This window comes from Pseudomonas saponiphila (genome assembly GCF_900105185.1).
Lineage (GTDB): Bacteria > Pseudomonadota > Gammaproteobacteria > Pseudomonadales > Pseudomonadaceae > Aquipseudomonas > Aquipseudomonas saponiphila.
On the sequence record NZ_FNTJ01000003.1, the window covers coordinates 103,550 to 129,507 of the forward strand.

Annotated in this window: 25 protein-coding genes and 4 pseudogenes; 13 read left to right on the plus strand and 16 right to left on the minus strand. The window is 60.8% G+C overall.

Going from position 1 to position 25,958, the window contains the following annotated elements; genetic code table 11:
- The first annotated feature begins 111 nt into the window (after positions 1–111).
- Entirely contained in the window at positions 112–1,362 is a 1,251-nt protein-coding gene (locus BLV47_RS32945; RefSeq protein ID WP_004574812.1) for a benzoate/H(+) symporter BenE family transporter, read from the plus strand.
- A 161-nt stretch (positions 1,363–1,523) separates the two neighbouring features.
- Here BLV47_RS32945 and BLV47_RS32950 read toward each other — a convergent pair whose 3' ends face one another.
- A complete protein-coding gene (locus BLV47_RS32950; protein WP_092320991.1) occupies positions 1,524–2,615 on the minus strand; it encodes an IS630 family transposase in 1,092 nt (363 codons plus the stop codon).
- A 279-nt stretch (positions 2,616–2,894) separates the two neighbouring features.
- Between BLV47_RS32950 and BLV47_RS36645 the strand changes: the two are divergent.
- Positions 2,895–3,450: pseudogene (locus tag BLV47_RS36645) on the plus strand (IS66 family transposase); the annotation flags it as partial.
- 61 nt (positions 3,451–3,511) lie between these two features.
- On the opposite strand, the pseudogene BLV47_RS32965 reads toward BLV47_RS36645, so the two are convergent.
- The 3 genes and pseudogenes from BLV47_RS32965 to BLV47_RS35935 form a co-directional block, all read right to left on the minus strand.
- Positions 3,512–4,072 (minus strand): annotated as a pseudogene (locus tag BLV47_RS32965) (helix-turn-helix transcriptional regulator); the annotation flags it as partial.
- Between the two features lie 203 nt (positions 4,073–4,275).
- A pseudogene (locus BLV47_RS32970) lies at positions 4,276–4,593 on the minus strand (site-specific integrase); the annotation flags it as partial.
- A 104-nt stretch (positions 4,594–4,697) separates the two neighbouring features.
- Positions 4,698–4,910, minus strand: a complete 213-nt coding sequence (locus BLV47_RS35935) for a hypothetical protein (protein ID WP_143038347.1) — start codon at positions 4,908–4,910, stop codon at positions 4,698–4,700.
- Between the two features lie 513 nt (positions 4,911–5,423).
- On the opposite strand from BLV47_RS35935, the gene istA reads away from it, so the two are divergent.
- Positions 5,424–7,109 carry an IS21 family transposase gene (gene istA / locus BLV47_RS32975; protein ID WP_062838241.1) on the plus strand — a complete coding sequence of 562 codons (1,686 nt, stop codon included), beginning with the start codon at positions 5,424–5,426 and terminating at the stop codon, positions 7,107–7,109.
- Complete coding sequence (gene istB, locus BLV47_RS32980; protein WP_062838242.1) at positions 6,997–7,746, plus strand: IS21-like element IS1474 family helper ATPase IstB; 750 nt, start codon at positions 6,997–6,999, stop codon at positions 7,744–7,746. Before istA ends, istB begins: the two co-directional genes overlap by 113 nt.
- Before the next feature lie 78 nt (positions 7,747–7,824).
- Here istB and BLV47_RS35940 read toward each other — a convergent pair whose 3' ends face one another.
- From BLV47_RS35940 to hemA, 10 genes are all read right to left on the minus strand, one after another.
- Positions 7,825–9,171 carry a hypothetical protein gene (locus tag BLV47_RS35940; RefSeq protein ID WP_143038348.1) on the minus strand — a complete coding sequence of 449 codons (1,347 nt, stop codon included), beginning with the start codon at positions 9,169–9,171 and terminating at the stop codon, positions 7,825–7,827.
- A 245-nt stretch (positions 9,172–9,416) separates the two neighbouring features.
- On the minus strand, positions 9,417–10,112 hold the full coding sequence (locus BLV47_RS32985) for an RES family NAD+ phosphorylase (RefSeq protein WP_092320680.1): 696 nt from the start codon (positions 10,110–10,112) through the stop codon (positions 9,417–9,419).
- Positions 10,112–10,519: an antitoxin Xre-like helix-turn-helix domain-containing protein gene (locus BLV47_RS32990; RefSeq protein WP_092320681.1), complete on the minus strand. Its 408-nt coding sequence runs from the start codon at positions 10,517–10,519 to the stop codon at positions 10,112–10,114. The genes BLV47_RS32985 and BLV47_RS32990 overlap by 1 nt, the downstream gene beginning before the upstream one ends.
- A gap of 85 nt (positions 10,520–10,604) precedes the next feature.
- On the minus strand, positions 10,605–10,871 hold the full coding sequence (locus tag BLV47_RS32995; RefSeq protein ID WP_092320682.1) for an EexN family lipoprotein: 267 nt from the start codon (positions 10,869–10,871) through the stop codon (positions 10,605–10,607).
- A complete protein-coding gene (locus BLV47_RS33000; protein WP_092320683.1) occupies positions 10,871–11,797 on the minus strand; it encodes a LysR family transcriptional regulator in 927 nt (308 codons plus the stop codon). Before BLV47_RS33000 ends, BLV47_RS32995 begins: the two co-directional genes overlap by 1 nt.
- A gap of 13 nt (positions 11,798–11,810) precedes the next feature.
- A complete protein-coding gene (locus BLV47_RS33005; RefSeq protein WP_092320684.1) occupies positions 11,811–13,010 on the minus strand; it encodes an MFS transporter in 1,200 nt (399 codons plus the stop codon).
- An 85-nt stretch (positions 13,011–13,095) separates the two neighbouring features.
- Positions 13,096–14,949 carry an asparagine synthase (glutamine-hydrolyzing) gene (gene asnB / locus BLV47_RS33010; RefSeq protein ID WP_092320685.1) on the minus strand — a complete coding sequence of 618 codons (1,854 nt, stop codon included), beginning with the start codon at positions 14,947–14,949 and terminating at the stop codon, positions 13,096–13,098.
- A 22-nt stretch (positions 14,950–14,971) separates the two neighbouring features.
- Positions 14,972–16,042, minus strand: coding sequence for a Gfo/Idh/MocA family oxidoreductase (locus BLV47_RS33015; RefSeq protein ID WP_092320686.1), 1,071 nt, complete (start codon positions 16,040–16,042; stop codon positions 14,972–14,974).
- The gene (locus BLV47_RS33020) at positions 16,039–16,542 is read right to left on the minus strand and encodes a GNAT family N-acetyltransferase (RefSeq protein WP_092320687.1); all 504 of its coding nucleotides are present in this window, start codon (positions 16,540–16,542) and stop codon (positions 16,039–16,041) included. Before BLV47_RS33020 ends, BLV47_RS33015 begins: the two co-directional genes overlap by 4 nt.
- A 1-nt stretch (position 16,543) precedes the next feature.
- Positions 16,544–17,776 carry a 5-aminolevulinate synthase gene (gene hemA, locus BLV47_RS33025; protein WP_092320688.1) on the minus strand — a complete coding sequence of 411 codons (1,233 nt, stop codon included), beginning with the start codon at positions 17,774–17,776 and terminating at the stop codon, positions 16,544–16,546.
- Positions 17,777–17,932: 156 nt separating this feature from the next.
- Between hemA and BLV47_RS33030 the strand changes: the two genes are divergently transcribed.
- Positions 17,933–18,775, plus strand: coding sequence for a helix-turn-helix transcriptional regulator (locus BLV47_RS33030; protein ID WP_092320689.1), 843 nt, complete (start codon positions 17,933–17,935; stop codon positions 18,773–18,775).
- On the opposite strand, the gene BLV47_RS33035 is transcribed toward BLV47_RS33030, so the two are convergent.
- Together BLV47_RS33035 and BLV47_RS33040 are read right to left on the minus strand one after the other, a co-directional pair.
- Positions 18,732–21,761 carry a Tn3 family transposase gene (locus BLV47_RS33035; protein WP_010465834.1) on the minus strand — a complete coding sequence of 1,010 codons (3,030 nt, stop codon included), beginning with the start codon at positions 21,759–21,761 and terminating at the stop codon, positions 18,732–18,734. The two genes, BLV47_RS33030 and BLV47_RS33035, sit on opposite strands and share 44 nt — an antisense overlap.
- Positions 21,745–22,347: a recombinase family protein gene (locus BLV47_RS33040; RefSeq protein ID WP_010465829.1), complete on the minus strand. Its 603-nt coding sequence runs from the start codon at positions 22,345–22,347 to the stop codon at positions 21,745–21,747. The genes BLV47_RS33035 and BLV47_RS33040 overlap by 17 nt, the downstream gene beginning before the upstream one ends.
- 191 nt (positions 22,348–22,538) lie before the next feature.
- Here BLV47_RS33040 and BLV47_RS33045 point away from each other — a divergent pair, with 191 nt between their 5' ends.
- The 8 genes and pseudogenes from BLV47_RS33045 to BLV47_RS36815 all read left to right on the plus strand — a co-directional run.
- Entirely contained in the window at positions 22,539–22,916 is a 378-nt protein-coding gene (locus BLV47_RS33045; protein WP_003151133.1) for a type II toxin-antitoxin system RelE/ParE family toxin, read from the plus strand.
- On the plus strand, positions 22,897–23,232 hold the full coding sequence (locus tag BLV47_RS33050; RefSeq protein ID WP_001172026.1) for a helix-turn-helix domain-containing protein: 336 nt from the start codon (positions 22,897–22,899) through the stop codon (positions 23,230–23,232). The genes BLV47_RS33045 and BLV47_RS33050 overlap by 20 nt, the downstream gene beginning before the upstream one ends.
- Positions 23,233–23,246: 14 nt before the next feature.
- Positions 23,247–23,582 (plus strand): hypothetical protein, encoded by a 336-nt coding sequence (locus tag BLV47_RS33055; RefSeq protein WP_000741275.1) that lies wholly within the window; start codon positions 23,247–23,249, stop codon positions 23,580–23,582.
- A gap of 23 nt (positions 23,583–23,605) precedes the next feature.
- The gene (locus BLV47_RS33060; RefSeq protein WP_000091614.1) at positions 23,606–23,932 is read left to right on the plus strand and encodes a hypothetical protein; all 327 of its coding nucleotides are present in this window, start codon (positions 23,606–23,608) and stop codon (positions 23,930–23,932) included.
- Positions 23,929–24,309, plus strand: a complete 381-nt coding sequence (locus BLV47_RS33065; RefSeq protein WP_001054412.1) for a hypothetical protein — start codon at positions 23,929–23,931, stop codon at positions 24,307–24,309. The genes BLV47_RS33060 and BLV47_RS33065 overlap by 4 nt, the downstream gene beginning before the upstream one ends.
- A gap of 156 nt (positions 24,310–24,465) precedes the next feature.
- The gene (locus BLV47_RS36860) at positions 24,466–24,732 is read left to right on the plus strand and encodes a DUF3391 domain-containing protein (RefSeq protein ID WP_336509734.1); all 267 of its coding nucleotides are present in this window, start codon (positions 24,466–24,468) and stop codon (positions 24,730–24,732) included.
- Positions 24,733–24,815: 83 nt separating this feature from the next.
- Positions 24,816–25,685, plus strand: a complete 870-nt coding sequence (locus tag BLV47_RS33075) for an HD-GYP domain-containing protein (RefSeq protein WP_223198360.1) — start codon at positions 24,816–24,818, stop codon at positions 25,683–25,685.
- Between the two features lie 167 nt (positions 25,686–25,852).
- A pseudogene (locus BLV47_RS36815) lies at positions 25,853–25,945 on the plus strand (helix-turn-helix transcriptional regulator); the annotation flags it as partial.
- Positions 25,946–25,958: the final 13 nt, after the last annotated feature.

Consider the following 25,958-nt stretch of genomic DNA (forward strand, 5'->3'; position numbering starts at 1 on the left):
GCCGAATCACCGTTTTGAAATCGGCAAGGGCTGGAGTCAGCCAGAAATACCTGACTACTTCAGACCATCCCTAGGCTTTTCCGGGAGGTTCTTACTGACGGAGGAAAGACTTTGCAAACAGAGGAAAGGAATACCGCGGGTAGTGCTGAAGAAGCCAGGTCGAATCGCCTCGATAGTCACGCTCTTAGCAACGGCATCACTGCCTTTCTTTTCGGGGTGACGGGTCCCTTGGCTATCCTTATCATGGTGGGCCGTGATGGAGGTCTGAGCGATGTAGATCTCGCCTCCTGGATCTTCGGTGCCTACGGTCTCAGTGGGGTGCTGAGCCTGTACTTTTGCTGGCGATACCGGCAGCCGCTAGGGATGGCCTGGACGATCCCGGGCGCGCTGCTGCTGCCGTCGGCGCTCGACCACCTGAGCTTTGCGGAAGTCATTGGGGCCTACTGGGTAACTGCTCTACTCATCACATTACTCGGCTGGAGCGGGCTCATTAACTGTGTGATGCGCCGCATTCCAATACCCATCGTCATGGGCATGGTCGCCGGCGTTTTCCTGCCGCTGGGAGTTAAAGTTGTCACCGCGTTTACCAGTAACGCGCTGCTCGCCACCGTAAGCCTCGGAGTATTCATGCTCTTCTCCGTCTTGCCAGCGCTAGGGAGCCGACTGCCGCCGGTGCTGGCCGCGCTGCTCGCCGGTGGCGCGGTAGCTTGGACTACGGGCGGCATCGCGCCACTGGGCGTGGTGCCAACGCTCCTAGCGCGTCCTATTATGTACATGCCAGAGTTCTCGCTGCAGGCTCTGGTAGAGATGGTCATTCCGCTCATGATAACTGTGCTGGGCATTCAGAACGCACAGGGCTTTGCGGTACTGCAGCAGGTCGATCACCCACCGCCTGTGAAGGCCGTTACGGTGGGGTCCGGGCTGGGCTCGATGCTGTTCGCGGTGGTCGGTTCGGTGCCCGCCTGTCTTACCGGGCCGACCAACGCGATTCTCGTCTCCAGCGGCGCGCAGCATCGGCAGTGGATCGGCGGCATGGTCTTCGCTGTCTTAATGATTATTTTTGGCCTTTTTGCACCGGTCGCAACAGCCGTTGCGTTGGCGGTGCCGCTGGCCTTGATTGGGCTAATCGGCGGACTGGCCATGATCCGGGCGTTGCAGGGCGCTTTCCAAGGCGCCTTTTGCGGCGAGTGTCCGCTTGGTGCTCTGGTCGCCTTTGTGGTGTCGGTGGCCGGTGTACCAATTCTGAATATAGGCGCTCCGTTTTGGGGTCTCGTGTTCGCATTCATCGCGTCTTGGCTACTCGAGCGTGACAGCCTGCGTAGGGTAATGGTGCCTAAGGAAACTCTGAAAAAGACTTCCTGATTTTGTCAGAATATCCTGATGTCAACCGCCGAGTTGTCTGATGAGGCAGATGAGCCGGTTGCCGAAACGCGTTTCTTCAATTGCCACGCGGCGCCGGGGAACCTGATACGTCTTGGTGGTTTTCGTTCGGCGGTCTGCCGTCTAGCTAGTGGACTGTCCGGCTAGTCCAAGAACTTATGTTTGATCGCGGCCAGCTTGGCACGATGTACCGAGCCAATGATGGCTTCCGCGGTTTTGTTCCAGCGAAACGGCTTGGCTGAGTGTTCGTTATGGGCCGCAATGAACCGCCGGATCGCCGCGCGCAGATCCGCCACACTGCTGAACGCGTCCCGATATAGCGCCCGTCGTTCCAGTTGCGCAAACCAGCCCTCCACCGCGTTGAGCCAGGAGGCGCTGGTCGGCGTGAAGTGCAGCTTGAAGCGGGGATGCTTTTCTAGCCATGCCCTGACGGCTTCGGTCTTGTGCGTCGCGCTGTTGTCCAGAATCACGTGCAAATCCAGCTCGGCGGGCGTGCTGCGGTCGATCTGTTGCAGGAAGGCCAGAAACTCCTTGGCCCGGTGTCGCTGGGTGATGCGACCGATGACTTGGCCGGTCAGGATGTCAAAGGCGGCATACAGACTGGCCGTGCCGTGGCGTTTGTAGTCATGCGTTCGACGCTCGATCTGCCCAGGTTTGAGCGGCAGCATGGGCTGGGTGCGATCCAGCGCCTGGATCTGTGTCTTTTCGTCCACCGACAGCACCAGCGCGTTGTCGGGCGGATTGAGGTACAGCCCGACTACATCGACTACTTTGTCGGCAAAGTGCGGGTCGTTGCTGATCTTGAAGGTTTTCAGGCGGTGGGGCTTGAGGTCGGCTGCAGCCCACACTTGGGCAACTTGCCAGATGGTGACTCCAGCGTACTTCGCCATCAGCCGCAGGCTCCAGTGGGTGGCTTCACGAGGTACCCGCTGGGTCGTCAGGGTCAGAATCTCCTTGATCTTCGCCTCGTCGAGTTTGCGCGGCTGCCCACTACGCGGCAGGTCATTCAGCCCTTCCAGGCCAGCTTCCTGATAGCGCTTGCGCCATTTGAAGACCACTGGCGCGGAGACTTGCAGCTGCTCACTGACTTCCTTAGGGGACTGGCCGTCGGCCAGTCGTAACAGAATCCGCGCCCGCTGGGCGAGGCTTTGCGGCAGCGAGGTCATACGCAACCAGCCTTGCAAGATCTCAGCATCGGCCAGCGTCAAAACAAATGGAGCTGCTGGCCGGGCCATGTACATGCTCAATCCATAATGAAAGGGTGCACAGCATAACCTTCTTGAAAGATAAGCGAATTATCCAAACAGTCCACTAGGACGGCAAGCTTTCAAATATCAATGGTCATGTTAAGGGCGCCTCGTTGACCTCTACTACATACCTAAACCCGGAAACGCACATCGTTATCCTGAGGATCTCTTTGCGTCACATACCCCGAGGCAGGAGCCCTATGCGGTTATCCCGCACGTACGGATCTGAGCGGAGGGCGGCAGGTAACTGCCGTCCCTACCACGACCGATGAAACCCCGGTGCAAATGCTTGCGCCCGGCATGAAGAAGACGCAGCGGGTTTACGTGTGGCCTATGCTGCCAGCGCGTTCGCCGAGCTGCGCGCCATAGTCTATGACTTCAGTCCCAGCCGAGCCGGCGAGCATGCCCGTGCCTTCCTCGGTGACTGGAGAGGCCAGCTGGTCTGTGATGACTTCGCCGCCTACAAGTTCTGCTTCGAGCAGGGGAAGGCGTGACCAAAATCGGCTGTATGGCCCGCGGCCCACGCCCGGCGCGAGTTCTACAGCCTGCACGTGGCCAACCAGAGCCCGCTGGCCGGACAGGCCCTGCACCAATATCGGTCAGCTGTACGCCATCGAGCGCGAGGTGCGTGACTGCCGCCTGACGAGCGACGCGAATACGCCACGCACAGGCCAGACCTCTCGACGATACCCTGCACACCTGGATGCTCGCCCAGCGCGAGCGCATCCATGAAGGCACGGCCATCTCCAAGGCGCTTGACCACAGCCTCAAGCGCTGGACGGCCCTGGTGCGCTGTCTCGACAACGGCAGGGAGGTGATCGATGGTTTTTAAAAAAATCTGATGCTCTACCTGACGGCGGGGCTCAAGTCCGACAAGCAGCCAGTCAAAAGAGCGAGGACAGGCTAGACTCCCTTGAATCGATGCACTTCATCTTGTGTAGACTCAGGGTGTCGGAAGGCAGCTCGCCGAATGTGCTCCTGTATTTCTCGGCGAAACGTCCCAGATGTAAGAAGCCGTAGTCTAGGGCCACCTCAGTGATACTACGTATATTGGTAGTGGGATTGCTCAAGCAGGCACGGACGCACTCAAGCTTGCGGTTGCGAATGTAATTCATGGGCGTGGTGCCGGTATGCTTCTCGAACATGGTGTAGAGGGAGCGTGGGCTCATCAGCGCCAGCTCCGCTAACTGCTCAAGGCTGATACTCCGTTTGACATTTTCCTCAATGAACTGAACGACTCGCTCGAAACATGGGTTGCCTTCGACGAAGCCTTTGCGGCTGACATTGCTGCTGAGCGTCTCGAGCAGCTTGGTAGCGATGATCTTCGTGTAGTGCTCCGCCACCAAGGTCATCGACATGTTATGTTCCGCTTCGTCACAAACCAGTCCGATTAGATTGATGAAGCCATTAAGCTGCTGCAGGCTATGTCGGGGGGGGAAACGGATCAATGTCATCAACTTTGGAAATTATCGATAAATATCATATAATTAGCGCTCAAATCAGTGCATGGGAGAAGCCCTTTTGACTACCTATACCGCATCGCTTGACACCGCCAGCCAAGCCCTGGTTTGAAAATTGTACAAAAAATAACCAGTCCGCTCGATTGTCCCGCCTTCATCGCCGCCCACCGCCAGAATCCTCAAGACTTTATCCAGGTTTCAAGAGCCGTCCGTGTTTGCTCCGTGATTTCAAACTGAACCGGTCGATGGGTTTTCTGCTGCATCACGATGGCTCGCGATGACACGTGCTCGCCATGAGCAACGTCGCGCACACGGAGCTTGGTCAAGTCGCAGGCTCGCAGTTTGCTGTCGATGGCTAAATCGAAGAGCGCCAGATCTCGGGTTCTCTCGGCGATTTGCAGTCTCACTCGGATCGCCCAGATATCTCTCAGGCGGAGCGGTGCCTTCTGTCCGACTAATTTTCCTTTGTTCCAGGGCTGATGGCTGTAGGTAGCAATGGTGTTCATGGAAGTGTCCTCCGCGTACGGGAGGACAAGGATGGTTAGCTCGGGTAAGGGACGCTAACCGGCCAGTAGCGGACAGCAGCCTAATAAATATGCCCTAGAGTTTTTCATTCACGTTTTCGCATGCGGCTAATAAATACCGCTTCACTAGTAGTAAAGGTGTTCTTCGCTTTCAGCCAGTCGGTGACCGGATTCCCTTCTCTATCTTCATTGCTGGTTATTCTTTGTGCGACATAAACTCCGAATGGAATCCACGCAGCGAGAACCCCAAGACCACCTGTGGTTCCTGCTAGTGCGGCGGGAATTAATGCCCCGGCCAAGCCCAGAATATCCCGCTTCTTTGCTTTTTTTTGGATGTATTCAAATTGCTTAACTCTCTCGTTGATATCAGCGATGTATTGATTGGTTGCATTAGTCTCAAAATTGCAGTCTCTTAATATTTTGTTAAGTCTTGATATCTCTTCAGCTTGAAATGCATCGAGTACCTCGTGAATCGGCGCCGCATTATCCAGAACTAGTAAGTCGCTTATGATAGTGTCGAGTTTCGTAATAGGGTCTATGAAGTTTTTGTTTGGAACCCCGGTTATAAAGCTGGCGGCGGCAGTTGCTGCGGATTTCGGAGCACCGTGACCGGCCGTTTCGGTTGATCGTGACCGGTCATTTCGCTAACGCGTGACCGCTCATTTCGGTAGCAACGTGACCGATTTTCCGCCTGTTCCGAAACAGGTGGTCACGGCTTACCGAAATCGCCGGTCACGACTTAGCGAAAGCCTTCCCCTTCGTTGCGCATGACCTGATGCGCCGCCATCCTCGACCGATTTCGGGAGAGGAAGATGGCGGCGCCGCGAGTAGCCATGCGAAACATCAAAGAATGTCTGCGCCTCAAGTTTGAGGCCGGCTTGTCCCACGAGAAGATTGCCCGTGCCTTGCAGCTGTCCAAGGGCGTGGTTAGCAAGTACATCGCGGCGGCGCGGGTGGCCGGGCTGGACTGGCCGGCGCTGGTGGCCATGGACGAGGCCGCGCTGGCGGCCGCCTTGTTTGCACCGACGTCGACGAACAAGCCGCGCGGTGAGCGAGTGCTGCCCGATGTGCTGAGCATCCACCGCGAGTTGCGACGCAAGGGCGTGACCTTGCAGCTGCTGTGGGAGGAATATCTCGCCGCGCATGCGGGCCAGCCGACCTACCGCTACACCCAGTTCGTCGAGCACTACCGGCGCTACGCCCAGACGCTCAAACGTTCGATGCGTCAGCTGCACCGTGCGGGCGAGAAGCTATTCATCGACTATGCCGGGCCGACGCTGCCGGTGGTCGACCCGGCCACCGGCGAAGTGCGCCGGGCGCACATCTTCGTCGCCGCCCTGGGCGCCTCGAATTACACCTATGCCTGCGCGACGCCAGGCGAAACCCAGGTGGACTGGCTGACCTCGCTGGGCCAGGCTCTGACCTACTTTGGCGGCGTGCCGGAAATGGTTGTGCCGGACAATCCGCGCGCCCTGGTCGCCCAGCCGGATCGCTACGAGCCGGGCCTGAACCGGGCCACGCTGGAGTGCGCGCGTCATTACCAGACGGTGATCCTGCCGGCACGGCCACGCAAGCCTCAGGACAAGGCCAAGGCCGAGGTGGCGGTGCAGGTGGTCGAGCGCTGGATCATGGCGCGGCTGCGCCATCGGCAGTTCTTCAGCCTGCATGCGCTTAACCAGGCCATCGCCGAGCTGCTGGAGGATCTGAATCGGCGCCCGTTCAAGCGGCTCGATGGCTGCCGGCGCGACTGGTTCGAGCGCCTGGATCGCCCGGCCTTGCGAGCGCTGCCGGTGCATCCCTACGAGGTCGCCACCTTCAAGCGCTGCAAGGTCAGCATCGACTACCACATCGAGGTCAATGGCAGCTTCTACAGCGTGCCCTCCGCCCTGGCCCGGCAGAACGTGGACGTGCGACTGACGGCACACACCCTGGAAGTGCTGCATGGCAACCGGCGGGTGGCCAGCCACCTGCTGCTGGGGCGACGCGGCGCTTACAGTACCCAGCGCGAGCACATGCCCGCGGCGCACCAGGCGCATCGCGAATGGACGCCACAACGCCTGCTCGACTGGGGCGCGCGGATCGGCCCCTACACGCGCCAACTGATCGATCACCAACTGACCCACAAGCCGCACCCGGAGATGGGCTACCGCGCCTGCCTCGGCCTGCTCTCGCTGGCCCGGCGCTATGGCAATGCACGCCTGGAAGCCGCTGCCGAACGTGCCGTACACCTGCGCGCCTTCACCGGGCGCAGCGTGCGCAACCTGCTCCAGCAAGGCCTGGATCAACAGCCGCTGCCCCAGCGTGCCGCCGAAACGACCTTACCCGGCGACCACGAGAACGTCCGTGGCGCCGACTACTACCAACCCCCGCAACAGGAGCTGTTCGATGATGCCGCAACACACCCTGAATCAACTGCACCAGCTACGCCTGGACGGCATGGCCCGCGCCCTGGAAGAGCAATGGACGCTGCCGGCCAGCCACAGCCTGAGCTTCGATGAACGCCTCGGCCTACTGCTCGACCGCGAACTGGCCTGGCGTGACAACCAGCGCCTGGTACGGCTGCGCAAGAAGGCCAAGCTCAAGTACGCCAACGCCTGCCTGGAAGATCTCGACCGCCGCACCGGACGCGCCCTGGACGAGCGTCTGATCGCCACCCTGGCCAGTGGCGACTGGATCCGCCAGCAGCACAACCTGCTGCTGACCGGCCCGACCGGTGCCGGCAAAACCTGGCTGGCCTGCGCCCTGGGCAACCAGGCCTGCCGCCAGGGCTATAGCACCCTGTACCTGCGCACCCCGCGCCTGCTGGAACAACTGCGCATCGCTCATGGCGACGGCAGCTTCGGCCGTACCCTGCAACAGCTGGCAAAGGTCGACGTCCTGGTGCTGGACGACTGGGCGCTAGCCCCGCTGGAGGAAGGAGCCCGGCATGACCTGCTGGAGGTGATCGACGACCGCGCTGGCAGCCGCTCCACCATCCTGACGAGCCAACTGCCCATCGAGCACTGGCACGGCTGGATCAACGACCCGACCCTGGCCGATGCCATCCTCGACCGCCTGGTGCACAACGCCTACCGACTGACGATGAAAGGCGAGTCGCTGCGCCGAAAAAAAGCCGAGGAACAAGCCGCATCGTGACCGATGCGATTACAATCCAGAACCCGCGCAACCGGGGTGGAAGCACCGGTCACGTATTAGCGAAACGCTCGGTCACGTTCACCGAAATCCGCAAGTTGCCATTGCTTCGATATTCGCGCCACCAGCATCTGTAGGGCAGAAGTTAGCATTCAGCGCTGCTGACCACTCAACAGAAAGCGTGCTGTACATCAGCAATGGATTAAGATTCTGGCCAGTTGCGGCAGATACCATTTCTGCAAGCAGCCTTGCTGAGCCGTGTTGCAAGCCTGCAACCGCTCCCAACGTTGAATAGTCTGCTTCTAGGGAGGACCAACTAGCACCAAAATGGTCGCGGGCGATCCTTAAGAATTTGCGCTCAAGATTTTCAGCGTCACCAATCATTAGGTCCAATAGTTTTCTTCTGGACTCATTGTCAATTGGTGGATACATCAAGGGATTTCTTCTCCTCGATTCTTGGATGGTTGCTACCGCGAGCTGCCTATGCATTACGGCATTGCTGGAACTTAGCTCTAAGTGCTCTGCCAATCCTTTTGGGTCATATTTATGTAGATCATGCGGAAGCACCAGCGTTACTCGTCGTCTTTCGATTAAAGTTCTCAAATCGCTGCTGGTGATTTTGAGATGCTTTAAGAAAGGCTCAAAGTCTCCTAATGGTGGGGCAATGTATATGTCGCTATAGGTTGTTAGGTAGTTTCGAATATTGCCTGGCGTGCCTAGCGAGCAGTCTATGAAGCACGCAGTGCCAGAATCTCTACGGACATCAGTTGCAGTAGGGGCATCGGTAAAAAGTGAGATGCGGGAATCAAACCACCTCTGCTCACTTTCATCATGGATATCTAGCACTGCGGTTGGCCAAGCTGTTCGCTCGCGATATGTGGCGGATTGAGCGGCGGTGACCAAGGTGTGTGTGTCGGCAGTCTTAAATTCGGTATCGATGTTAATTCCGAGGTTGGCAACGGCTATGTTTACTTCCGTAATTTGGTCAGGGTCTAAAGGTTTGGTTGATGTGAAAATTAACTTGTCAGGGAAATCCTGAATGTTGAATGCTGGAAAGTTTTTCGGCAGTTGTCGCTTGATTTCCAGATGGAATTGAACAGCGTTCAGTGGGGCACCATGTAATTGCGACAGTTGCTCTACTGTGCGGGCGGGTAGTCGAGTTGCACCCGGCGGTGGTGTCTCTGTCAAGTCTACTTGATAGGCAATTACTCTACAGTGCTCATCAAACCATTTTTTTAGAGGCGTTCCGCCTGAAGTGATAGCAGTCGCGATATCGCTACAAGCTATATAGTATCTGCCATTTTTCTCCCATAGCCCTTGCAAGTTAAAGTCGGGCTGGGTGAGTAAAAGTCTTTCATACGAAACTTGGGCATACCCTTTTGCAAATCCGAATTTCGTCACGTGATTCTCACTTTCTAGAATTAGCAATTATTTTTATAGGGCAATGATCGGTATTGCCAAGTGCGTTAGAATTATAGATTGCCTTCTAAATATTAGCAGTTAATCTTCCGCATGCAGACTGTTTTGGTCAGCATTCAAGCACGTCAAAACTTCAGGCGCCCCTGTCTCTAGTGGAAAAGAGGATAGATTTATTTATCGGCCCACACGTCCGCTACTGGCCGGTTTCTGCCTGTCTCACCGGTTGCTAGGGGCCGATTTCAGCCCACTTTGAGCTACGTGGCTAGAAGGGTTGTGATCTGATTGACACTGATAACTTGCCCGCTCCAGATCATTTCAAAATGAGCGCTCTGGATGATCGAGGTAACAGGTCGCGGGGTCATCAGCGCCCAACAGATGTTGCCGGGAGATCGAACCGAATGGTAGCGCAGGCCTGGGTATCCCGCTCGTTTCACTTCGCTTCCCAATCGATTCGAGTGTGCGTAATCGTCCGGCGCATAGATGGCGTCTGAAAGCGGCAGTGCGGTGGCGTCTCTCATCCCGCTGTCGCTGAAGCTGGCGGTCAGCCCTCTGAAGACGAAACGCTCATAGTTGAGCTCCGGCACATTCGACCAGTAGTGCTCCTGGTGATGACGCACCTCGGCGATCGCGGTATCCATTCTGTCGGCCAGGTAGAGCACGCCGAAGTTGCCATTGCTGAAGCGCGAGCCGGCTGGATTGACGTGGGTGAAGGGTGCTGTCGCATACGAGCAGCCTGGGATGCCGAACGGAATCTGGTCACGCGGAATCAGCTCCAGGCGACCAATCTCGTTCTGCAGCCGTGGATTGGTTAGCGCCTGGATCTGATAAAGAGCTTCGAAGTCCTCGGCGTCGGCGACATCATCGAACAGGGCAATGGGCGGAAACTTGGAGTTGACCAAACGGTATGCTTGCAGACTTTCACCTTCCAGCACGGGAAGGTCTCCGAGCATTACCACTGGGCACCTCGTAGCGCGTCGATCCGTCGGAATGTCTCGTACAGCGAGATCATGTCGCCCTGCGCCATGATGTCGAGCGGCTTGCGGCCGTTGAAGAACTCATTGTGGTTCTCCATCGTGGGGAAGCCGTAGACGTTCTCGGGGTTGTCGAACACAACGCGCAGCGCTGCGTGGATGTTCAGCACAAGACTGATGCGCTGCATCTGATCGGAGTCCAGGCTTACCGCCCATGCCGAATCCTTCTGACTGGCTCGGGTGTAGGTGCTGCGGGAAATCCGCAGCACCCGGCAAGCCTGCTCGCAGGTGGCCTTCCACTTGTCCAGGATGTTCAGCGCGGCGCGCAGGCCGGCTGCGCACTGGGTTTTCGAGAAGTCCTGAGCTTGGATGGTGGCAGCTGTCATGGAGAGCCCTCGATTTAATCTGTAGGTCGAAATATAGCATATTTGAGTCTGCAGATTAACAGTGGCTATTGCACTGGCGCTGCTTCTAGCGTCCATTGTCACTGTCCGAGTGGAAGAACTGGACGGGGTGGGGAGTGTAGGTGGTGCCTTTGCCCATAAAACGTATGCGCTGGGCATCGCTGACTGCGTTGCACTGGGCCTCACCTAACTCTGCTCGATTGTCCCGGCACTGCAGTCGCAGTACCTTGAGCCGCTCGGGATTCTCCGCAAGCGCTTCAGCCGACTCAAACGGCATTGGCTTCTCGCATGCGCTGAGCAGCAATGCAGCCAGCAGTAATGACATCTTTTTCATCAAGCGATCTCCTTCTGTAATGAGTGATCCGGCAGCAACGCTTGGCTTTCCGCCGGACTCACCCGCCCGATAAACCGGGCCAGTTGCTCGGCCGGATCGCCTTCGCGCCGCACCAAGTAAGTGGTCAGCACGGTTGCGCAGCCGTCTAGCGGCCGGGCCACGACGTCCGGATTGTTCAGTTCGTTGATGCGCGCCAGGCTGGAAAAACCCAATCCATACCCTGCGGCGACCAGCGCCATCATCAGGTCCAGGGTGGGGACGCGGTCAGCGATGGTCAGCCGCGTATCTACGGCGCCCAGCACCCGCTGCAGCTGTTGCCAGAACCCTTCACAAACTTGCGGATCGCAAAGGACTAACGGGTAGCGCACCACCTCGTTGAGTGGCACGCGCCGGTAGCTCAGCAGTGGGTGGCGGGCAGGTACCGCCACCACCAGCGGATCGAACCAAACCGGTTCGGCTATCAGCCCATCGCCCACTTCGTCGGACTGGGCGAGCCCGATGTCGAACAGGTCATCGTTCAGGCCTCTGACCTGTTCGCTGAAGGTGACTTCCGACAGGCAGATCTCGACCTCCGGTTCCTCCTCGCGGCATTGGGCGAGCAGGGTGGCCAGGCGTGCCTGCGGGATGCCATCGGACAGCGCGACGCGAATACGCCCGCGGTAGCCGGCCGCCGCACTCTTGACGCTGGCCTTGGCTTGGTCGACCACGGCCAGCACCCGGCGCGCTTCTTCCAAGAGCACCTTGCCGGCCCAGGTCAGCCGCGTGCGCCGCGTGGTGCGCTCGAACAACTGCACACCCAGGCGGTACTCCAGTTCCTTGATGATCCGCGAGAGAGGCGACTGTTCGATATGCAGGCGCGCGGCGGCACGGGCGAAGTGCAGTTCTTCTGCGACGGCGATGAAACAGCGAAGGTGGCGCAGTTCCACGGCCTTTCCTCCGTCAGTTGTAGGGTTCGGCTTGCACGTCGCCGTTCCAGGTTGGCTGGCGACGCAGGTTGATGATCTGCAGCAGGGCGCCTAGCGCGGCGACACCACCGGCACTGGCGGCCAGGGTCCAGGTGGGCATCTGCAACAGCAGCACGAAGCCGCCAGCTGCGGCGCCGATGGCGCTGCCCAGGTACAGCGCCGACTCGTTCAGGGCGATGGCCAGGTTGCCGTCACCTTGGGCCTGCCGTGCCAGGATCAGCTCGTTGTTCTGCGGCACCTGCAGTGCCCAGCCGACCGCGCCCCATAGCGCGATGGGCAGCATCACCAACCAGGTGCTGAGGGCCGCCGCCAGCGGCAGCACGAACAGCGACACGGCAAGGATCAGCATGATGGCGAAGGTCAGCACCGGGCCCTTGATGCGATCCACCAGGGGGCCGATCAGGAAGCTGCCCAGCACGCCGCCGATGCCCCAGACCCACAGATAGGGGGTGACCGAACGCACCGCGCCGTAGGCCGGGTCAGCCAGCAATGGGGCGATGAAGGTGTACATGCCCAGGCTGGCGATGGCGGCGAGCAGCGACACCAGCAGGATGACCAGCACATGGCCGTCGCCGAGGATCGCCAGCTTCTGACTCAGCGTGGTGGCGGTTGCTGCCGGCAGGGATGGGAGCTTTAGCAGCAGGCCGACAAGGGCCACCAGACCGAGCAGGGTTACGAGCCACAAGGCGGCCTGCCAGCCCAGCTGTTCGGCGATCAGCAGGCTGAGCGGCACGCCCAGCACCACACCGCTGGCCATGCCGCCCATGATGATGGCGATGGCCTTGCCGCGTCGTTCCGGAGTGGACACCGCGGCCGAGGCGCCGATGCCCATGGCCAGATAGACGCCGGCACCGATACCGGCGATGGCGCGCCAGGCCATCAACGCGGTGAAGCTCTCGGCCAGCGCGCTGGCGGCGTTGGCGATGACGAACAGGCCCAGGGCTAGCAACAAGCCGGCGCGCTGGCGATGCGCCGGCGTCAGGGCCACAAAGATCGGCGAACCCAGGCCATAAGCCAGGGTGAAGGCAGTGACCAGTTGAGCGGCCACCGCGACGGATACCGCGAACGAGGCCTCGATCATCGGGATCAGCCCGGCGGTGACGTAGGAGGCCATGCCGAGGGCGAAGGCCCCCAGCGCTATGAGGTAGATGGGTGATTGGTTGGGTGTGTGCATGCTCGGACTCGCTTGCGTTGCAAGAACGCGTGGGTGGTACAGCGTAGGGATGCGACCCCGCACCGGGGCCGCATCCGGTTGGGGACTAGAGTTCGAGGCTGACGTCGTACTCGTTCAGCCAGGTGTTGAGGCCGACCGCCAGCTCCATACCCATGCGCTCGTACATGGGCGAGACGCTGTCGAGCGGCTTGGCCAGGGTCTGCTGGATACGGCCGCTGTCGAGCAGTGGCGTCACCGGCGCGTTGTGATCCGCCTGGATAGCGGCCAGGGCATCACGCAGCGCCTGCTCGTAGGCTGGATCCTGAGTCGAGGGATATGGGCTCTTCACCCGCTCGCTGATCGACTCTGGCAGCAGGTCGCGGGTCGCCGCGCGTAGGATGCTTTTCTCTCGCCCGTCGAAGGCCTTCATCGCCCAGGGGATATTGAAGGCGTACTCGACCAGGCGGTGGTCGCAGAAAGGCACCCGCACCTCAAGGCCGACAGCCATGCTCATGCGATCCTTGCGGTCGAGCAGGGTCTGCACGAAGCGTGTCAGGTTGACGTAGCTCATCTGCCGCATGCGCTGGTCGACCGCGCTTTCGCCCGGCAGCACCGGCGCCTCGGCAATGGCCTGGGTGTAGCTGTCGCGCAGGAAACTGTGCATGTCGAGTTGGGCCAGCAGTCCTGGATCGAACAGGGTCTTACCGTCGAAGTACTTGCCGGTGACCGAGGCCAGCCAGGGGAAGGTATCGGCCTGGATCGCCTCCGGATCGTGGAACCAGCGGTAGCCACCGAAGACCTCGTCGGCGCTCTCGCCCGACAGTGCCACCGTCGAGTGCTTGCGCACCTCCTGGAACAGCCGGTAGAGCGACGGCCACATGTCGCCCCAGAACGCCGGCGGCAGGTCGAGGGCGCGAACGATCTGCGCACGCAGCGCCGGATCGGCCAGCTCGCGGCTGTCGAGGACGATCTCCTGGTGGCTGGAGCGGATCATCTCCACCAGGTCACGCACAAAAGGCGCATCCGGCGTGCCCCGCACGGCATCACCGGTGAAGCCGCTGCCGTGGTCGACGAAGTCGACGGAGAAGGAGCGGATGTTCTCCTTGCCGGCGGCCAGCAACTTCTTCGACGCCAGCGCGGTGATGATCGAGGAATCCAGGCCGCCGGAGAGCAGGCTGCACAGCGGCACGTCGGCGACGATCTGGCGGTCGACGATGTCCTCCAGCAGGTCGCGGGTATGGCGGATGGTCTCGTCCAGCGTGTGTTCGTGCTCGCGCGCCTCCAGCTTCCAGTAGTGGCGGCGCCCCAGGCCCTGGCGGTTGATGCGCACGATCTCGCCGGGCATCACCTCGCGCATGCCGTCGAACACGGCGTGGCCCGGCGTCTTCACCATCTCCAGAATTTCGCGCAGACCATCGGCGCACACTTTGCGCGGTACCAGCGGATTGGCCAGCAACGCCTTGGGCTCGGAGCCGAACACCACGCCATCCGCGGTGGGGAAGTAGTACAGCGGCTTGACGCCCATGCGGTCGCGGATCAGCAGCAGCTCCTGCGTACGCAGGTCCCAGATGGCGAAGGCATACATGCCGTTGAGGCGCTCGACGAAAGCCTCGCCCCATTCGACATAAGCGCGCAGCACCACCTCTGTGTCGCTGCGGGTTTTGAACTGATGACCGAGTCGCTGCAGCTCGGTACGCAGCTCTCGGAAGTTGTAGACCTCGCCGCTGTAGGTGATGGCCGCGACCTCGCGCGGGCCACCGTGCAGGGCGGTCATCGGTTGGCGACCGCCCTCCAGGTCGATGATCGACAGGCGCCGATGGCCCAGGCCGACCGGTCCGTCGATCCACAGCCCGCCGGCATCCGGCCCGCGCCGGGCCATGGTGTCGGTCATGCGCTGCAGGGTGTCGCGTTGCGTTTCCAGGTTCTGGCTGTATGACAGCCATCCAGCGATTCCACACATAGTCGTTCTCCTTGTGATTGGGTTAACCGAGGCTTTCCAGGTCGCTGTCCTCGGCCAGCAGCACGCGCGTCTCGCCATGGACGTAGCGCGCCGGTGCTGGGGCTCGGGCATGGGTTTCCAGGTCGTTGAGCAGGCGCTGTAGCGCCACGGCGGTGTCGAGCCCCGCGAAGGGCTGGCGGGGCGTCTCCTTGAGCGCCACGGCGCGCACCACCTGCCGGCACAGCCGCGAGAGCTTGTGCAGGGTGTCCAGGCCAGGCTCGTCGGGCGCGGTGGCGAACTCGTGCAGCAGCTCCTCGGCGCCGTTGGCACCGCGCGTCCAGATCCGCAGCTGGTCGTGATCCCAGCGCGGCGTGTCGAACACCAGGCGCGCATGGATCAGCCGGGTATCGCGATCGACGAAGCTGAAATCCACGGTGCGTTGGCGCACGATGTTGACGAAGCTGGCGTAGCCGGTGATCCGCGCTTCGCCCAAGCTGGCGATGAGTTGCAAGGTGTCGAGCACCTCTGCGCCGGAGATGGAGAAGTCCGAGCGCACACCGAGCACGCCATCGAGCTGGAGCTGGCCGGCGCGCGGGCAGATCCAGCCGAGCAGATCCAGGGCATGAATCACCTCGCTGGTCACGCCGCAGGTGGGGCGGTAGTCGTTGATACGGTCCTTGCCCCAGTGGAAGCTGGCACGTACCAGTTGCCAGTCATGGCGCTCGACCCAGTCGCGCAACTGCTGGGTCGCATCCGAGTAGCGCTCCACCAGGTCCAGGGCAAAGCCACTGATCCGATCTAGCGCACCGAGCAGCTCATCCAGGTCGTCAGCAGGCGTGACCAGGGGTTTCTCGCAGAGCACGAAGCCCCGGTAGCCGGCCAGCTGCTTGAGCACAGGCGCATGGCTGTGGTCGTTGACGCTGACCACCACGATGTCCGGCTCAAACACCAGCAGCGCGCGGCCAACGTTATCGAAGTAGGGCAGTTCGGTCGTCTTCTGCCGACGCCCGACATAGGCTAGAGACAGCGGCAGGCCGGTACTCGTGGCGATATGTTCGAAGGCGCGGCGGTAGCGGTTGCCGGCGTAGCCCAGGCCGATGATCAGAATCTTCATGCCGAGGCCTCCTGACGGATCAGCAGGCGCTCGTCGCTGACGGCGAAGCCGAGGGTCTGGTACAGCGTGCCGGCATCCGCGGTGCTCTGCAGCACCACGCAGCCGACGTCGCGGTTGGCGAACCAGCGCAGCAGGTGCTGCATCAGTTGCTTGGCGATGCCACGGCCCCGCCACTGCGGTTCCACCACCACCGACTGCACCCAGCCGGACAGGCCGTTAAGGCAGCCCGGTGCCGGCGCGCGTTGGTCGATGATGGCGGTTGCGCAGCCCAGCACCTGGCCGGATTCCCTGTGCTCGGCGGCGAGGATCTGCACGCAGTCGCTGTCGTTCAGGCGGCTATTCAGCCAGGTGCGGTAGGCCGCCCGCCAGCGAGCCGCGTCCTGCGGCGTCTTGCTCGAATAGCTGGCGTTGCTGCCGTCTAACAGATAGGCGCGCAGTTCCACCAAACGGGCCAGATCGGCCTGGTTCGCCGGACGTATTGTGAAGAAGGACTGTTCCATCTCAGGCCACCTCCGCAGCGAACACCTCGGACGCAAGCGGGATGCTGAAGTGATCGAAGGTCTCGCGCAGCGACACCGCCAGATGTTCGATCTGCGCATCGCTGTGGTTCGGCGTAGCGTTGATCCGGAAGCGCTCCGTCCCTACCGGCACGGACGGATAGTTGATCGGCTGCAGGTACACACCATGGTTATGCAGCAGGCGTTCGGCCGCTGCCTTGCAGCGCTTGGCTTCACCTACCCGTACCGGTAGCACGTGGGTCTGCGAGCAGGGCATCACCGGCACGTCATGGTGCTTGAGCCGCTCGCGCAGCTTGGCGGTCTGGGCATGCAGGCGATTACGCTCGGTACTGCTGGCCTTGAGGTGCTCGACGCTGGCCAGGCAGCCTGCGGTGATGGCCGGCGGCAGAGAAGTGGTGAAGATGAAACCTGTGGCGAAGGAGCGCACCGCATCGACGATCACCTGGGTCGAGGCGATATAGCCGCCGATTACGCCGATGGCCTTGGCCATGGTGCCCTGGATGATGTCTACCTGATCGGCCACGCCCAGCTCGGCGGCGATACCGGCGCCGCGCGGGCCATACATGCCCACGGCATGCACTTCGTCGAGGTAGGTGAGGGCGTTGTAGCGCTTGGCGATCGCAACGATCTCGGCGATGGGGGCGATATCCCCATCCATCGAGTAGACCGACTCGAAGACCACGATCTTCGGCTGACCCAGCGGGTAGCTGGCGAGGATCTGCGCCAGATGCTCGACGTCGTTGTGGCGGAAGATCTTGCGCTCGTTGGGCGTGGAGCGAATGCCGTTGACGATGGAGGCGTGGTTCAGTTCGTCACTGATTACTACGCAATCGGGAATACGCCGCAGCAGGCACTGGAGGGTTGCATCGTTGGAGCCGAAGCCGGTGGGGAAGACCAGCGCCGCCTCCTTGTCATGCCAGTCAGCCAAGCTTTCTTCCAAGCTGGCATACACCTCGTGCGAACCGCCGATATTACGCGATCCGCCGGAGCCCGCTCCGTAGGTCTCCAACGCATCGTGCATCTGTTCGCGCACTGCAGGATGTTGCGACATCCCGAGGTAGTCGTTGCTGCACCAGACCACCACCGGTTCTTGCTCACAGCCATCCAGTTTGGCCAACGGGTACTGGCCGCAGATACGGCTGAGGGTGGTGAAGGTGCGGTACTGGTTGGAGGACTTCAGTGTCTCCAGTTGTTCCCGAAGAAGTGCTTGGTACATCCGTTTATCTCCTTAGCGAGTTGATGACACGTCTCTGTGTGGTTCCTCATCAAGCGAGAGCCCTGGCACGGGTAATTGCGGCCAGGTCGGGCTATTCTTCTAGGGATTTATAGGGGTTACAATTTGACTGTTTATCCTAGTACTGGAGGTAACCGTATGAGCGCGCCTCGCACAGCTGAACGCACTCGGGTAGAGCTGGCCGAATTCCTGCGTAGTCGCCGCGAACGAATTTCGCCGGAGGAGGTGGGCCTGCCCGCCGGTAGTCGACGGCGCACGCCAGGGCTGCGTCGCGAGGAGGTCGCGGCACTGGCAGGGGTGGGTTTGTCCTGGTACACCTGGCTGGAACAAGGGCGGGACATCAGCGTGTCTGCGACCTTCCTCGACAACCTTTCGCGCACGCTCAAGCTGGATGCCACCGAGCGTCGCCACCTGTTCCTGCTGGCTCACCAGCGTCTGCCGCCAGAGCCGGGCAAGACCTGGTGCACGGTGCCTGCGCTGATTCACCGACTGATGGGCGACATCCCCTCGCGCCCGGCCTACGTGCTCAACCTGCGCTGGGACGTATTGGCCTGGAATGCCGCGGCGGATCGGGTGTTCGGTTTCTCCGCGCTGCCGGCGGACCGCCGCAACCTGTTGTGGATGCTGTTCACCAGCCCGGCCATGCGCGAGCTGTTCAACCCTTGGGATGAGCAGGCGCTGCAGATCCTCTCCAGCTTTCGCCGCGACTTCGTGCGGGCGACCCAGGATCCGGATATCGCCGCGCTGGTGAAGGACCTGGAGAAGGCCTCGCCGGACTTCAGGGACTGGTGGCGGCAGCAGGACATCCACGGCCCGTGCCAGGGGATCCGCCACCTGCACATCGAAGCGGTTGGCCAGGTGGTGTTCGAACACACCACGCTGACCATCGACGAGGATCGCCACCTGGGGTTGTACGCCGGAATCCCAGAAATTTCCGTCAGCCCAGCTCCAGTCCCGCCACGAGCGCATCCAGGTCGATGAACTTGCCGTCAGTCTGGAAGGTGTAATGCCCGTTCAGCAGGATGTGCCGCCAGGCCGCTGGCGACATCTGCGTGATCAACGCCAGCGCCTTGGCATTGCCAGCTGCCTCGTACTTCGTCAGCAGCAGGGACAGGATCGCCGAGTTGTAGAAGATGATCGCGTTGCCGATCAGCCTGGCGCACTGGTTGCTGATCTCGATTTCGATGTCGGTGCGGCCGGTCAATTCCTTCTTCCCACCGACTTGGGCGATGGTCGAGCGTAGCTGGTGATAGGACTCAATGCGGTTCTGCGAGCGGTGAACATTACGCTCCAGTTGCGGGTCGCGCAGGTAGCGCAGTGTGTAGATACTGCGGATGAGCTTGTCGAACTCGAAGATTGCGCGCCGCGTCGGGTTCGGCGCCGTATAGGTGCACAGCTTGCGGATCAGCGTGCCCTGCGTCATTTCCTTCAGGCCCAGTGTGGCGACGATTCGGTCGATGTTCGCCTTCTCACCGACGATGAGTTGCCGGTCGATCTGGCCAGCCGGCCGGATCAGGCATTTCTCGTACAATGCCAGATCATCGGCGCAATACAGCTCCTGCAACTGGTCGTCGAGGTCGGTGAAGCGCGGCTCGAAACGAAGTCCGAACCAGTGCAGGATGGCGAAGTTGGCCTTGTTGATGCTGTGCATGTCGCCGGTGATCGCGCTCGGCACGATGTCCGACGTGTTGCGGTACCAGATGTCGAACACGTGGTGAGCCTCGTACTCGTGTGCGCCTATCAGGTAGCCGTTCAACGGCACGTGATTGCACAGCAGCGTGTAGGCGACGACGCCCTTGCCGCGGCCGAAATATTTGCGCGAGTAGCGCGCCTTCACAGTTGGTCGCTCGACGCCGAATTTCTGCCCATCAACGGCACCGTACAACGAATCGAGGTCGAACGAGTAATGCGGGAAGATCGGCAGTGCGGCGATGGCGTTGCTGATGCAATCGTTGGCCACATGTAGCGTCGCCTGGCGCAGGTACTGCTGGTAGGTACTCTCCAGGACGTGGTACGGGATGTCGCTGGTACGTGCCATAACCTGGTTGCCGTGGTTCATGGCTTGGGCAATGATCACCGCCATCAGACTGTCGGCGTCGGCTACCTTCTTCGCATAGCGTGGCTGCAATGGTGTCAGCGCCGACAGGAACTGGCACTGGCCGTTGACGAAGCGAAACACGTCGGCGACATCGCAGTATGGCAGTTGCTCGTAGAGAGCTTGCTCGCGCGCCTTCTGGTTCTCCCCCTTGGGCTTGCGCCAGGTCAGTCTCTGCGTGTCCTTGTCGTATTCCAGGTGCGTCAGCTTGCCCTGTTTCAGCTCGCGATTGAACGCCACCCATTGCGCACGCAACTCGGCCGCCAGTGCATCGAGCTGGGCACTGACCGGCTGCCGCAGGAAGGGGATGTCCATCTGCGCGAGCACGGCGGCTTTCTCGTCCATCGAAACCAACTCGTCGGACAAATGCCGGTGCTGCAAGCTGTCGTCAATGTAGAGCTCGCCCGCCTGGAAGCGTTTCCTGACCTGACGGTAAAGCCAGAATTCGTAACGATCGGCATGCAGGCCTGTCGGCGTGCCTTCGGCATCGAACATCAGCAGGTACGGACGCAAGCGTTTCGGCAGCGTTGCCGCCGGACATTCGTCGAGTGGCCGTTGTGATAGGCGCTGCTGCTTGGCGAACACGCTCTTGGCCCAAGTCAGCGCCGCGAGCCATGGGTTATCGGGGGCCGTGCCGGCGAAGTCGAGCGCGACGTACAGCGGCCGTAGATGGCGTCGAATGCGTTCGGCCAGGCCGTCCACCGCCTGCCAGTGCAGCGCCAGTTTGTTCAGTGGCTTGACGCTCATGCGCTGCGCCGTGTTTTGCAGCAATTCCCTGGACATGATTTTGTAGGCGCGTTGGCGCACCTCGCCGAACGGCGTCGGATCGGCCACGCTGTCGTCCACGTACAGCGACAGCAGGCGGCCAACCTGCGGCGTTTCCTGATGGCGTCGCAGCTGTTCGGCGACAAAGGACTGTTTCGCACCCGTGCGGCTCTCGTCCTCAAGTTTTTTCATGTGGAAGGCCATCGCGTCGACCAGGTTGTCGGTGAGCTGCCGGTAACGTACCCAGGCATAGCACAGCAGGTAGAGCCGGGTCTGCTCCGCCTTCAGGTGGCGCAGGTCATGGACGGTATAGAAGTTCGCCAGGCTCGCGTAGTACAGCAGGTTCTGCTGCGAGATGCCGAGCTTGGGCAGCAGCGCCTTGGCGATCCCGTGCAAGGACTTCAGCGTGGCGCGCTTCTCGCGCTCCCCTGCCATCTGACGCCAGCCGAAATCTTTAGCGTCCTGCTTGAGCGCTGCCAGTTGAGACAGGGTGTCGTCACGCACCAGGAGCTGGCCCAGCGCAGCTTTGGCCGATTCGTCCAACACTTCTGCCAGCAAGCCGCCCAAGCGCCTGCGTTCGGTGGACAGGGCTTCACTGACCAGCTCTTGTAAGGTGGTGTGGCCGGGCCGGATGATTTTGTGCTCGCTGAGCCAAACGATCAGTTCGGCGGCCACGAATCCTGGCATTACGTCGCGCCGCACGATCTGTTCAGCCTGCTGTGCCAGTTGCGGCAGGAAGCTAGCCGCCCACGACCGGTAGCCGAACAGTTCGGCGATCTGACCCCTCTGGCTGTAGTGCTCATGCTTGGTGATCGCCTTGCGTTCGAACGCTTCGCCGTGGAAATAGCGACTCAGCACGAAGGCGCAATCGTCCTCGACCTCATGCCAATCGAAGCGGAAGAAAGCATGCTTGGCCTTGAAGTAGCCGATCTGCAAGACGCAATAGACTTGGGCCTGCAGGCTAGGCCGGCTGCTGGCGAACGCCAGTTCAGATTCGGCCAACGCCAGGTATTCCAGCCGCTGAGCATCGTCGAAGTCCGGTAGGCGGTACAAGGCTTCCTGCTCTGCGTCAGAAAAGACGGTGAGTAGCTTATTCTTGTTGCTCATCGACCGTCCTTCCCGCACCACGCCAACCTGCTCGCGTCAATGTTTCGATCAACGTAGTGCGCTTGACATTGAAGTTGCGGCACACCGCCGCCTTAGACATGCCGCCATCGAGCGCGGCGACGATGGCGTCCAGCTTCTCACCAGTGATCGCCTGCGGCCGGCCGCCGATCCGGCCGCGTTTGCGTGCGGCGGCCAAGCCCGCGACGACGCGCTCCTGAATCAAGGCGCGCTCGTACTGCGCGAGCGCACCGAACACCTGGAACAGGAATTCGCCCGAGGGCGTCGTAGTGTCCAGGTTCTCTGTCAGCGAGCGGAACGCCACCCGCTTGTCCTTGAGCGAAGTCACAATGGCGAGCAGGTGCGACAGCGAGCGACCGAGCCGGTCGAGTTTCCACACCACCAGCACATCGCCGGCTCGAACGAACTCAAGCGCCCGCGCCAAGCCGGCACGGTCATCCTTCGCGCCAGAGGCACGATCCTCAAACAGGTGACGCGGATCGACGCCGGCGGCGAGCAGCGCGTCGCGCTGCAAGTCCGTGCTCTGGCGGTCGGAGTCCGACGACACGCGCATGTAGCCAACCAACATAGGCGGATAACCATCAAAAACAGGTTTCCGCATAATAGTGAATAGCGATAGAGTTTTCCGTACATTTTTGAGGGGGTGTTGCACAGGTAGCACAGCGGCGGCTGACAGCCTGTCGCAAAACAAATGTTTTACGACACCTCCTTGAGGTTGCCGCGTTTACATCATTACCTGAACAGGTATAAAATTCCGTCATGACAAACAAAGAAAAACCGCTCGAATGGATCGCGAGCAGCCACAAGGATTTGATGGCGTTGCCGTCCGACGTGCGTCGCCGTTTCGGTTACGCGCTCTCGTTGGCGCAGATAGGCGATCAGGATGACGCAGCAAAGGTGCTCAAGGGGTTCGGTGGTGCCGGCGTGCTGGAGGTCGTCGAAGACGATGCCGGCGGCACCTATCGAGCGGTATACACGGTCAAGTTTGCGGAAGCGGTGTTCGTCCTGCACTGCTTCCAGAAGAAGAGCAAGAGCGGAATCGCCACGCCAAAGGCCGACATGGACATCATCCGCGCTCGGCTGAAGGTGGCCGAGGTATTGGCACAGGAGCTACGAAATGCAAAAACGAATCATTGAAGGCGTCGAGGTTCAGCGCAGCTCGGGCAACGTCTTTGCCGACCTTGGACTGCCTGACGCTGAAAAGCTCAAGATCAAGACCGGCCTGGTGGTCGAGATCAGGAGGGCCATGCGCGCCCTTGGGCTGACTCAACAAGCGGCGGCCAAACGCATGGGCATCCCGCAACCGAAGGTGTCGGGCATGATGCGCGGCGACTTCACCAATCTATCCGAACGCAAGCTGATGGATTGTCTGAATCGCCTCGGCTACGACATCGAAATCAAGGTACGGCCAGCAGCCGAGCCGATCGGGCATCTAACGCTCGCAACCGCTTAATCGGAGCTCTCCTGATGGCAGCCCGCATCACCGACGACGAATGGGACGAACTGACTCCCGAGAATTTCGATACCACGGCACTGCTGCGTGCAGTCGATGCCGTGGACGTGCTGCGCGGCGATTTGAATGACAGCGCAGACGGCGCACCTCCGCAACTGCGCACCGACCTGTTGAAGCTGCATCAACTGGCAATGGCCGCGTTCAACGAGGGATCACGCAGCCGAGTGGCTGAGCTATTTGATCTCGCCGTGGATCTTCAGGATCAGGTTGATCATCTGATGACCTCGCTGGAACAAGTGCAAGAAACCCTGTCCCGGTTGACGGCGCTCTACCCAGAAAGCCTGTCCTGAATGTTCTTGGAGACAACCACATCATGAGCCGCAGCCGCCGCAAAACGCCCATCGTTGGGCACACGACCTGCCGTAGCGAGCGCGAGGACAAGAAACTCTGGCATCAGCGCTGGCGAACCCACGAGCGCACCGCGCTGGCCAGCGCGTCGCCGGAAGCTCTATGCGCCCATCTGCCTCTACTGGAAAACCAGGTCAGCAACGTCTGGTCGATGGGTAAGGATGGCCGCTCCTACTGGCCCATCAAGCGCCAGGCCGCCACGGCGGATCGCATTGCCAACCACAAGGGACGCAATCCGCAAGAGCGCGCCTCCCTGAAAAAGCGTCTGCTGCGCAAGTGGATGAGCAAATGAACCTGTCCACCATCGAGGCGCTGGCTATCGCTTGGGCGCGAATCGCTGAAGAAGCAGAACTCCCAGCCGGCTACGAGGGCACGGCGACGCCAGAGGCGCATCGGGCCTGCGAGGTGATCCAGGAGCGGATTCGAGAGCACGTCGTCGCCACCAATGACATGCGGCTGTTCGGCCTGCTGCACCTGCTTGGGCAGGCGTCGCTGCGCATGGAGCAAGCGCTGTGGCCGGAAGAATATGCGCGGATGACCCGCGAGGTCGAGGAAGCTCTCCGAGAGGCCGACGACCCCAACGCCAAGTCGTACACCCACGAAGAAGTCATGCAGGCGATGCAGGAACGCATCGACCGAGCGCGAGACAAAGCCATGTTGATCGGCTGACGGAAATTTCGGCGGTTCCGGCTGATCCAAGAATCTTGGCGTGACCTTACCTCCGCTCTACCGCTGGGTGCCAGCCTCGGCGCACGCCTAACCACCCAACTCAGAAAGGAAAATAAGTTGGTAAAACGCATTCCCGTATCCGAGCTTCGTCTCGGCATGTACATCCACAAGCTCGCCGGCTCTTGGGTTCGACACCCATTCTGGCGCGGCAGCTTCCTGCTGACCGAGCCTCAGGATCTCTCTGCCATTCGAGAATGTGGCGTCGGGGAGGTCTGGGTCGACTTGGCCAAAAGCCAAGTCGACCCAGAGAGCCCAGAGAGCCCAGAGAGCCCAGAGAGCCCAGAGAGCCCAGAGAGCCCAGAGCCCAGAGCCCAGAGCCCAGAGAATTGTCGGAGGAGCAATCTCTGCCGTCTAGTCCACTAAGCAAGAAAAGTGACGGCGCAACCTCAATGGAGAGCGAAATGTGTTATGCACGGAAACTCTGTCTTGCGGCCAAGTCCCAAGTCATGGACATGTTCCAGGAAGCCCGGCTTGGCAAGGCCGTCGACCCAAGCACGACGTTGCCGCTGGTCGGAGAAATCGCTGCCTCGGTGCTGCGCCAACCTCATGCCCTCATCAGCGTCGCACGCATCAAAACGCACGACGATTACACCTACCTGCACTCGGTTGCCGTCTGCGCCCTGATGCTATCGCTGGCCCGGCATCTCGATCTAGACGAGGAGCAAACGCGCCTGGCTGGCATCGGCGGACTGATGCACGACCTAGGCAAGGCCGCGATGCCGCTGGAAGTGCTTAACAAACCAGGCAAGCTCACCGATGCCGAGTTCGCCATCATGAAGCGCCACCCTGTGGAGGGCGCAAAGATGCTGCGCGCAGGCGGGGCCGAGCCCGGGGTGGTGGACATTGCCCTGCACCATCACGAGAAGATCGACGGAACCGGCTACCCGGATCGCTTGGCCGGTGACGCCATTTCACTCCTGGCCCGCATGGGCGCAATCTGCGACGTCTATGATGCCGTGACGTCGGAGCGAGCCTACAAAAAGCCGTGGGACCCGTCCGCGGCGATGCGGCAGATGGCCAAGTGGGAGGGCCATTTCGACAAACGCATCTTCCACGCCTTCGTCAAGGCCGTGGGCATCTACCCCGTCGGCTCCTTGGTTCGCCTGTCCTCTCAGCGTCTGGCCGTTGTCGTTGAGCCGGGAATGGAATCACTGCTGACTCCCAAGGTTCGCGTGTTCTTCTCGCTACGCTCGAGAGAGCCGATCCCGATGCAGACCATCGACCTGGCGGCCACGAGTTGCAAGGACAGTATCACTGGCCCCGAAGACCCGACGCTCTGGAACTTCAAGAACCTCGACGACTTGTGGATGGAATAGCCCCCACAAAACGACGGCCCCGTGAGGGAGCCGTTGAACATCGTCGAGCGATGCCCGTCCAGGGAGGGATGGCCGAGCTCGATTCTCCAGAAGGTAGCTGGTGACACGAGTGTTGAGCCCACCCAACTAGGGTGACGGAAATTTCTGGGGTTCCGGCTTACATCCCCCACCTGCGGCTGGTCTACTACGCAGCCAAGGAAGGCATGCCGCAGAGCCGCGACTTCGAGCAGTGGTTGCAGCAGGAACCGGCGTTGGTATAAGCCCCGGCGCCTG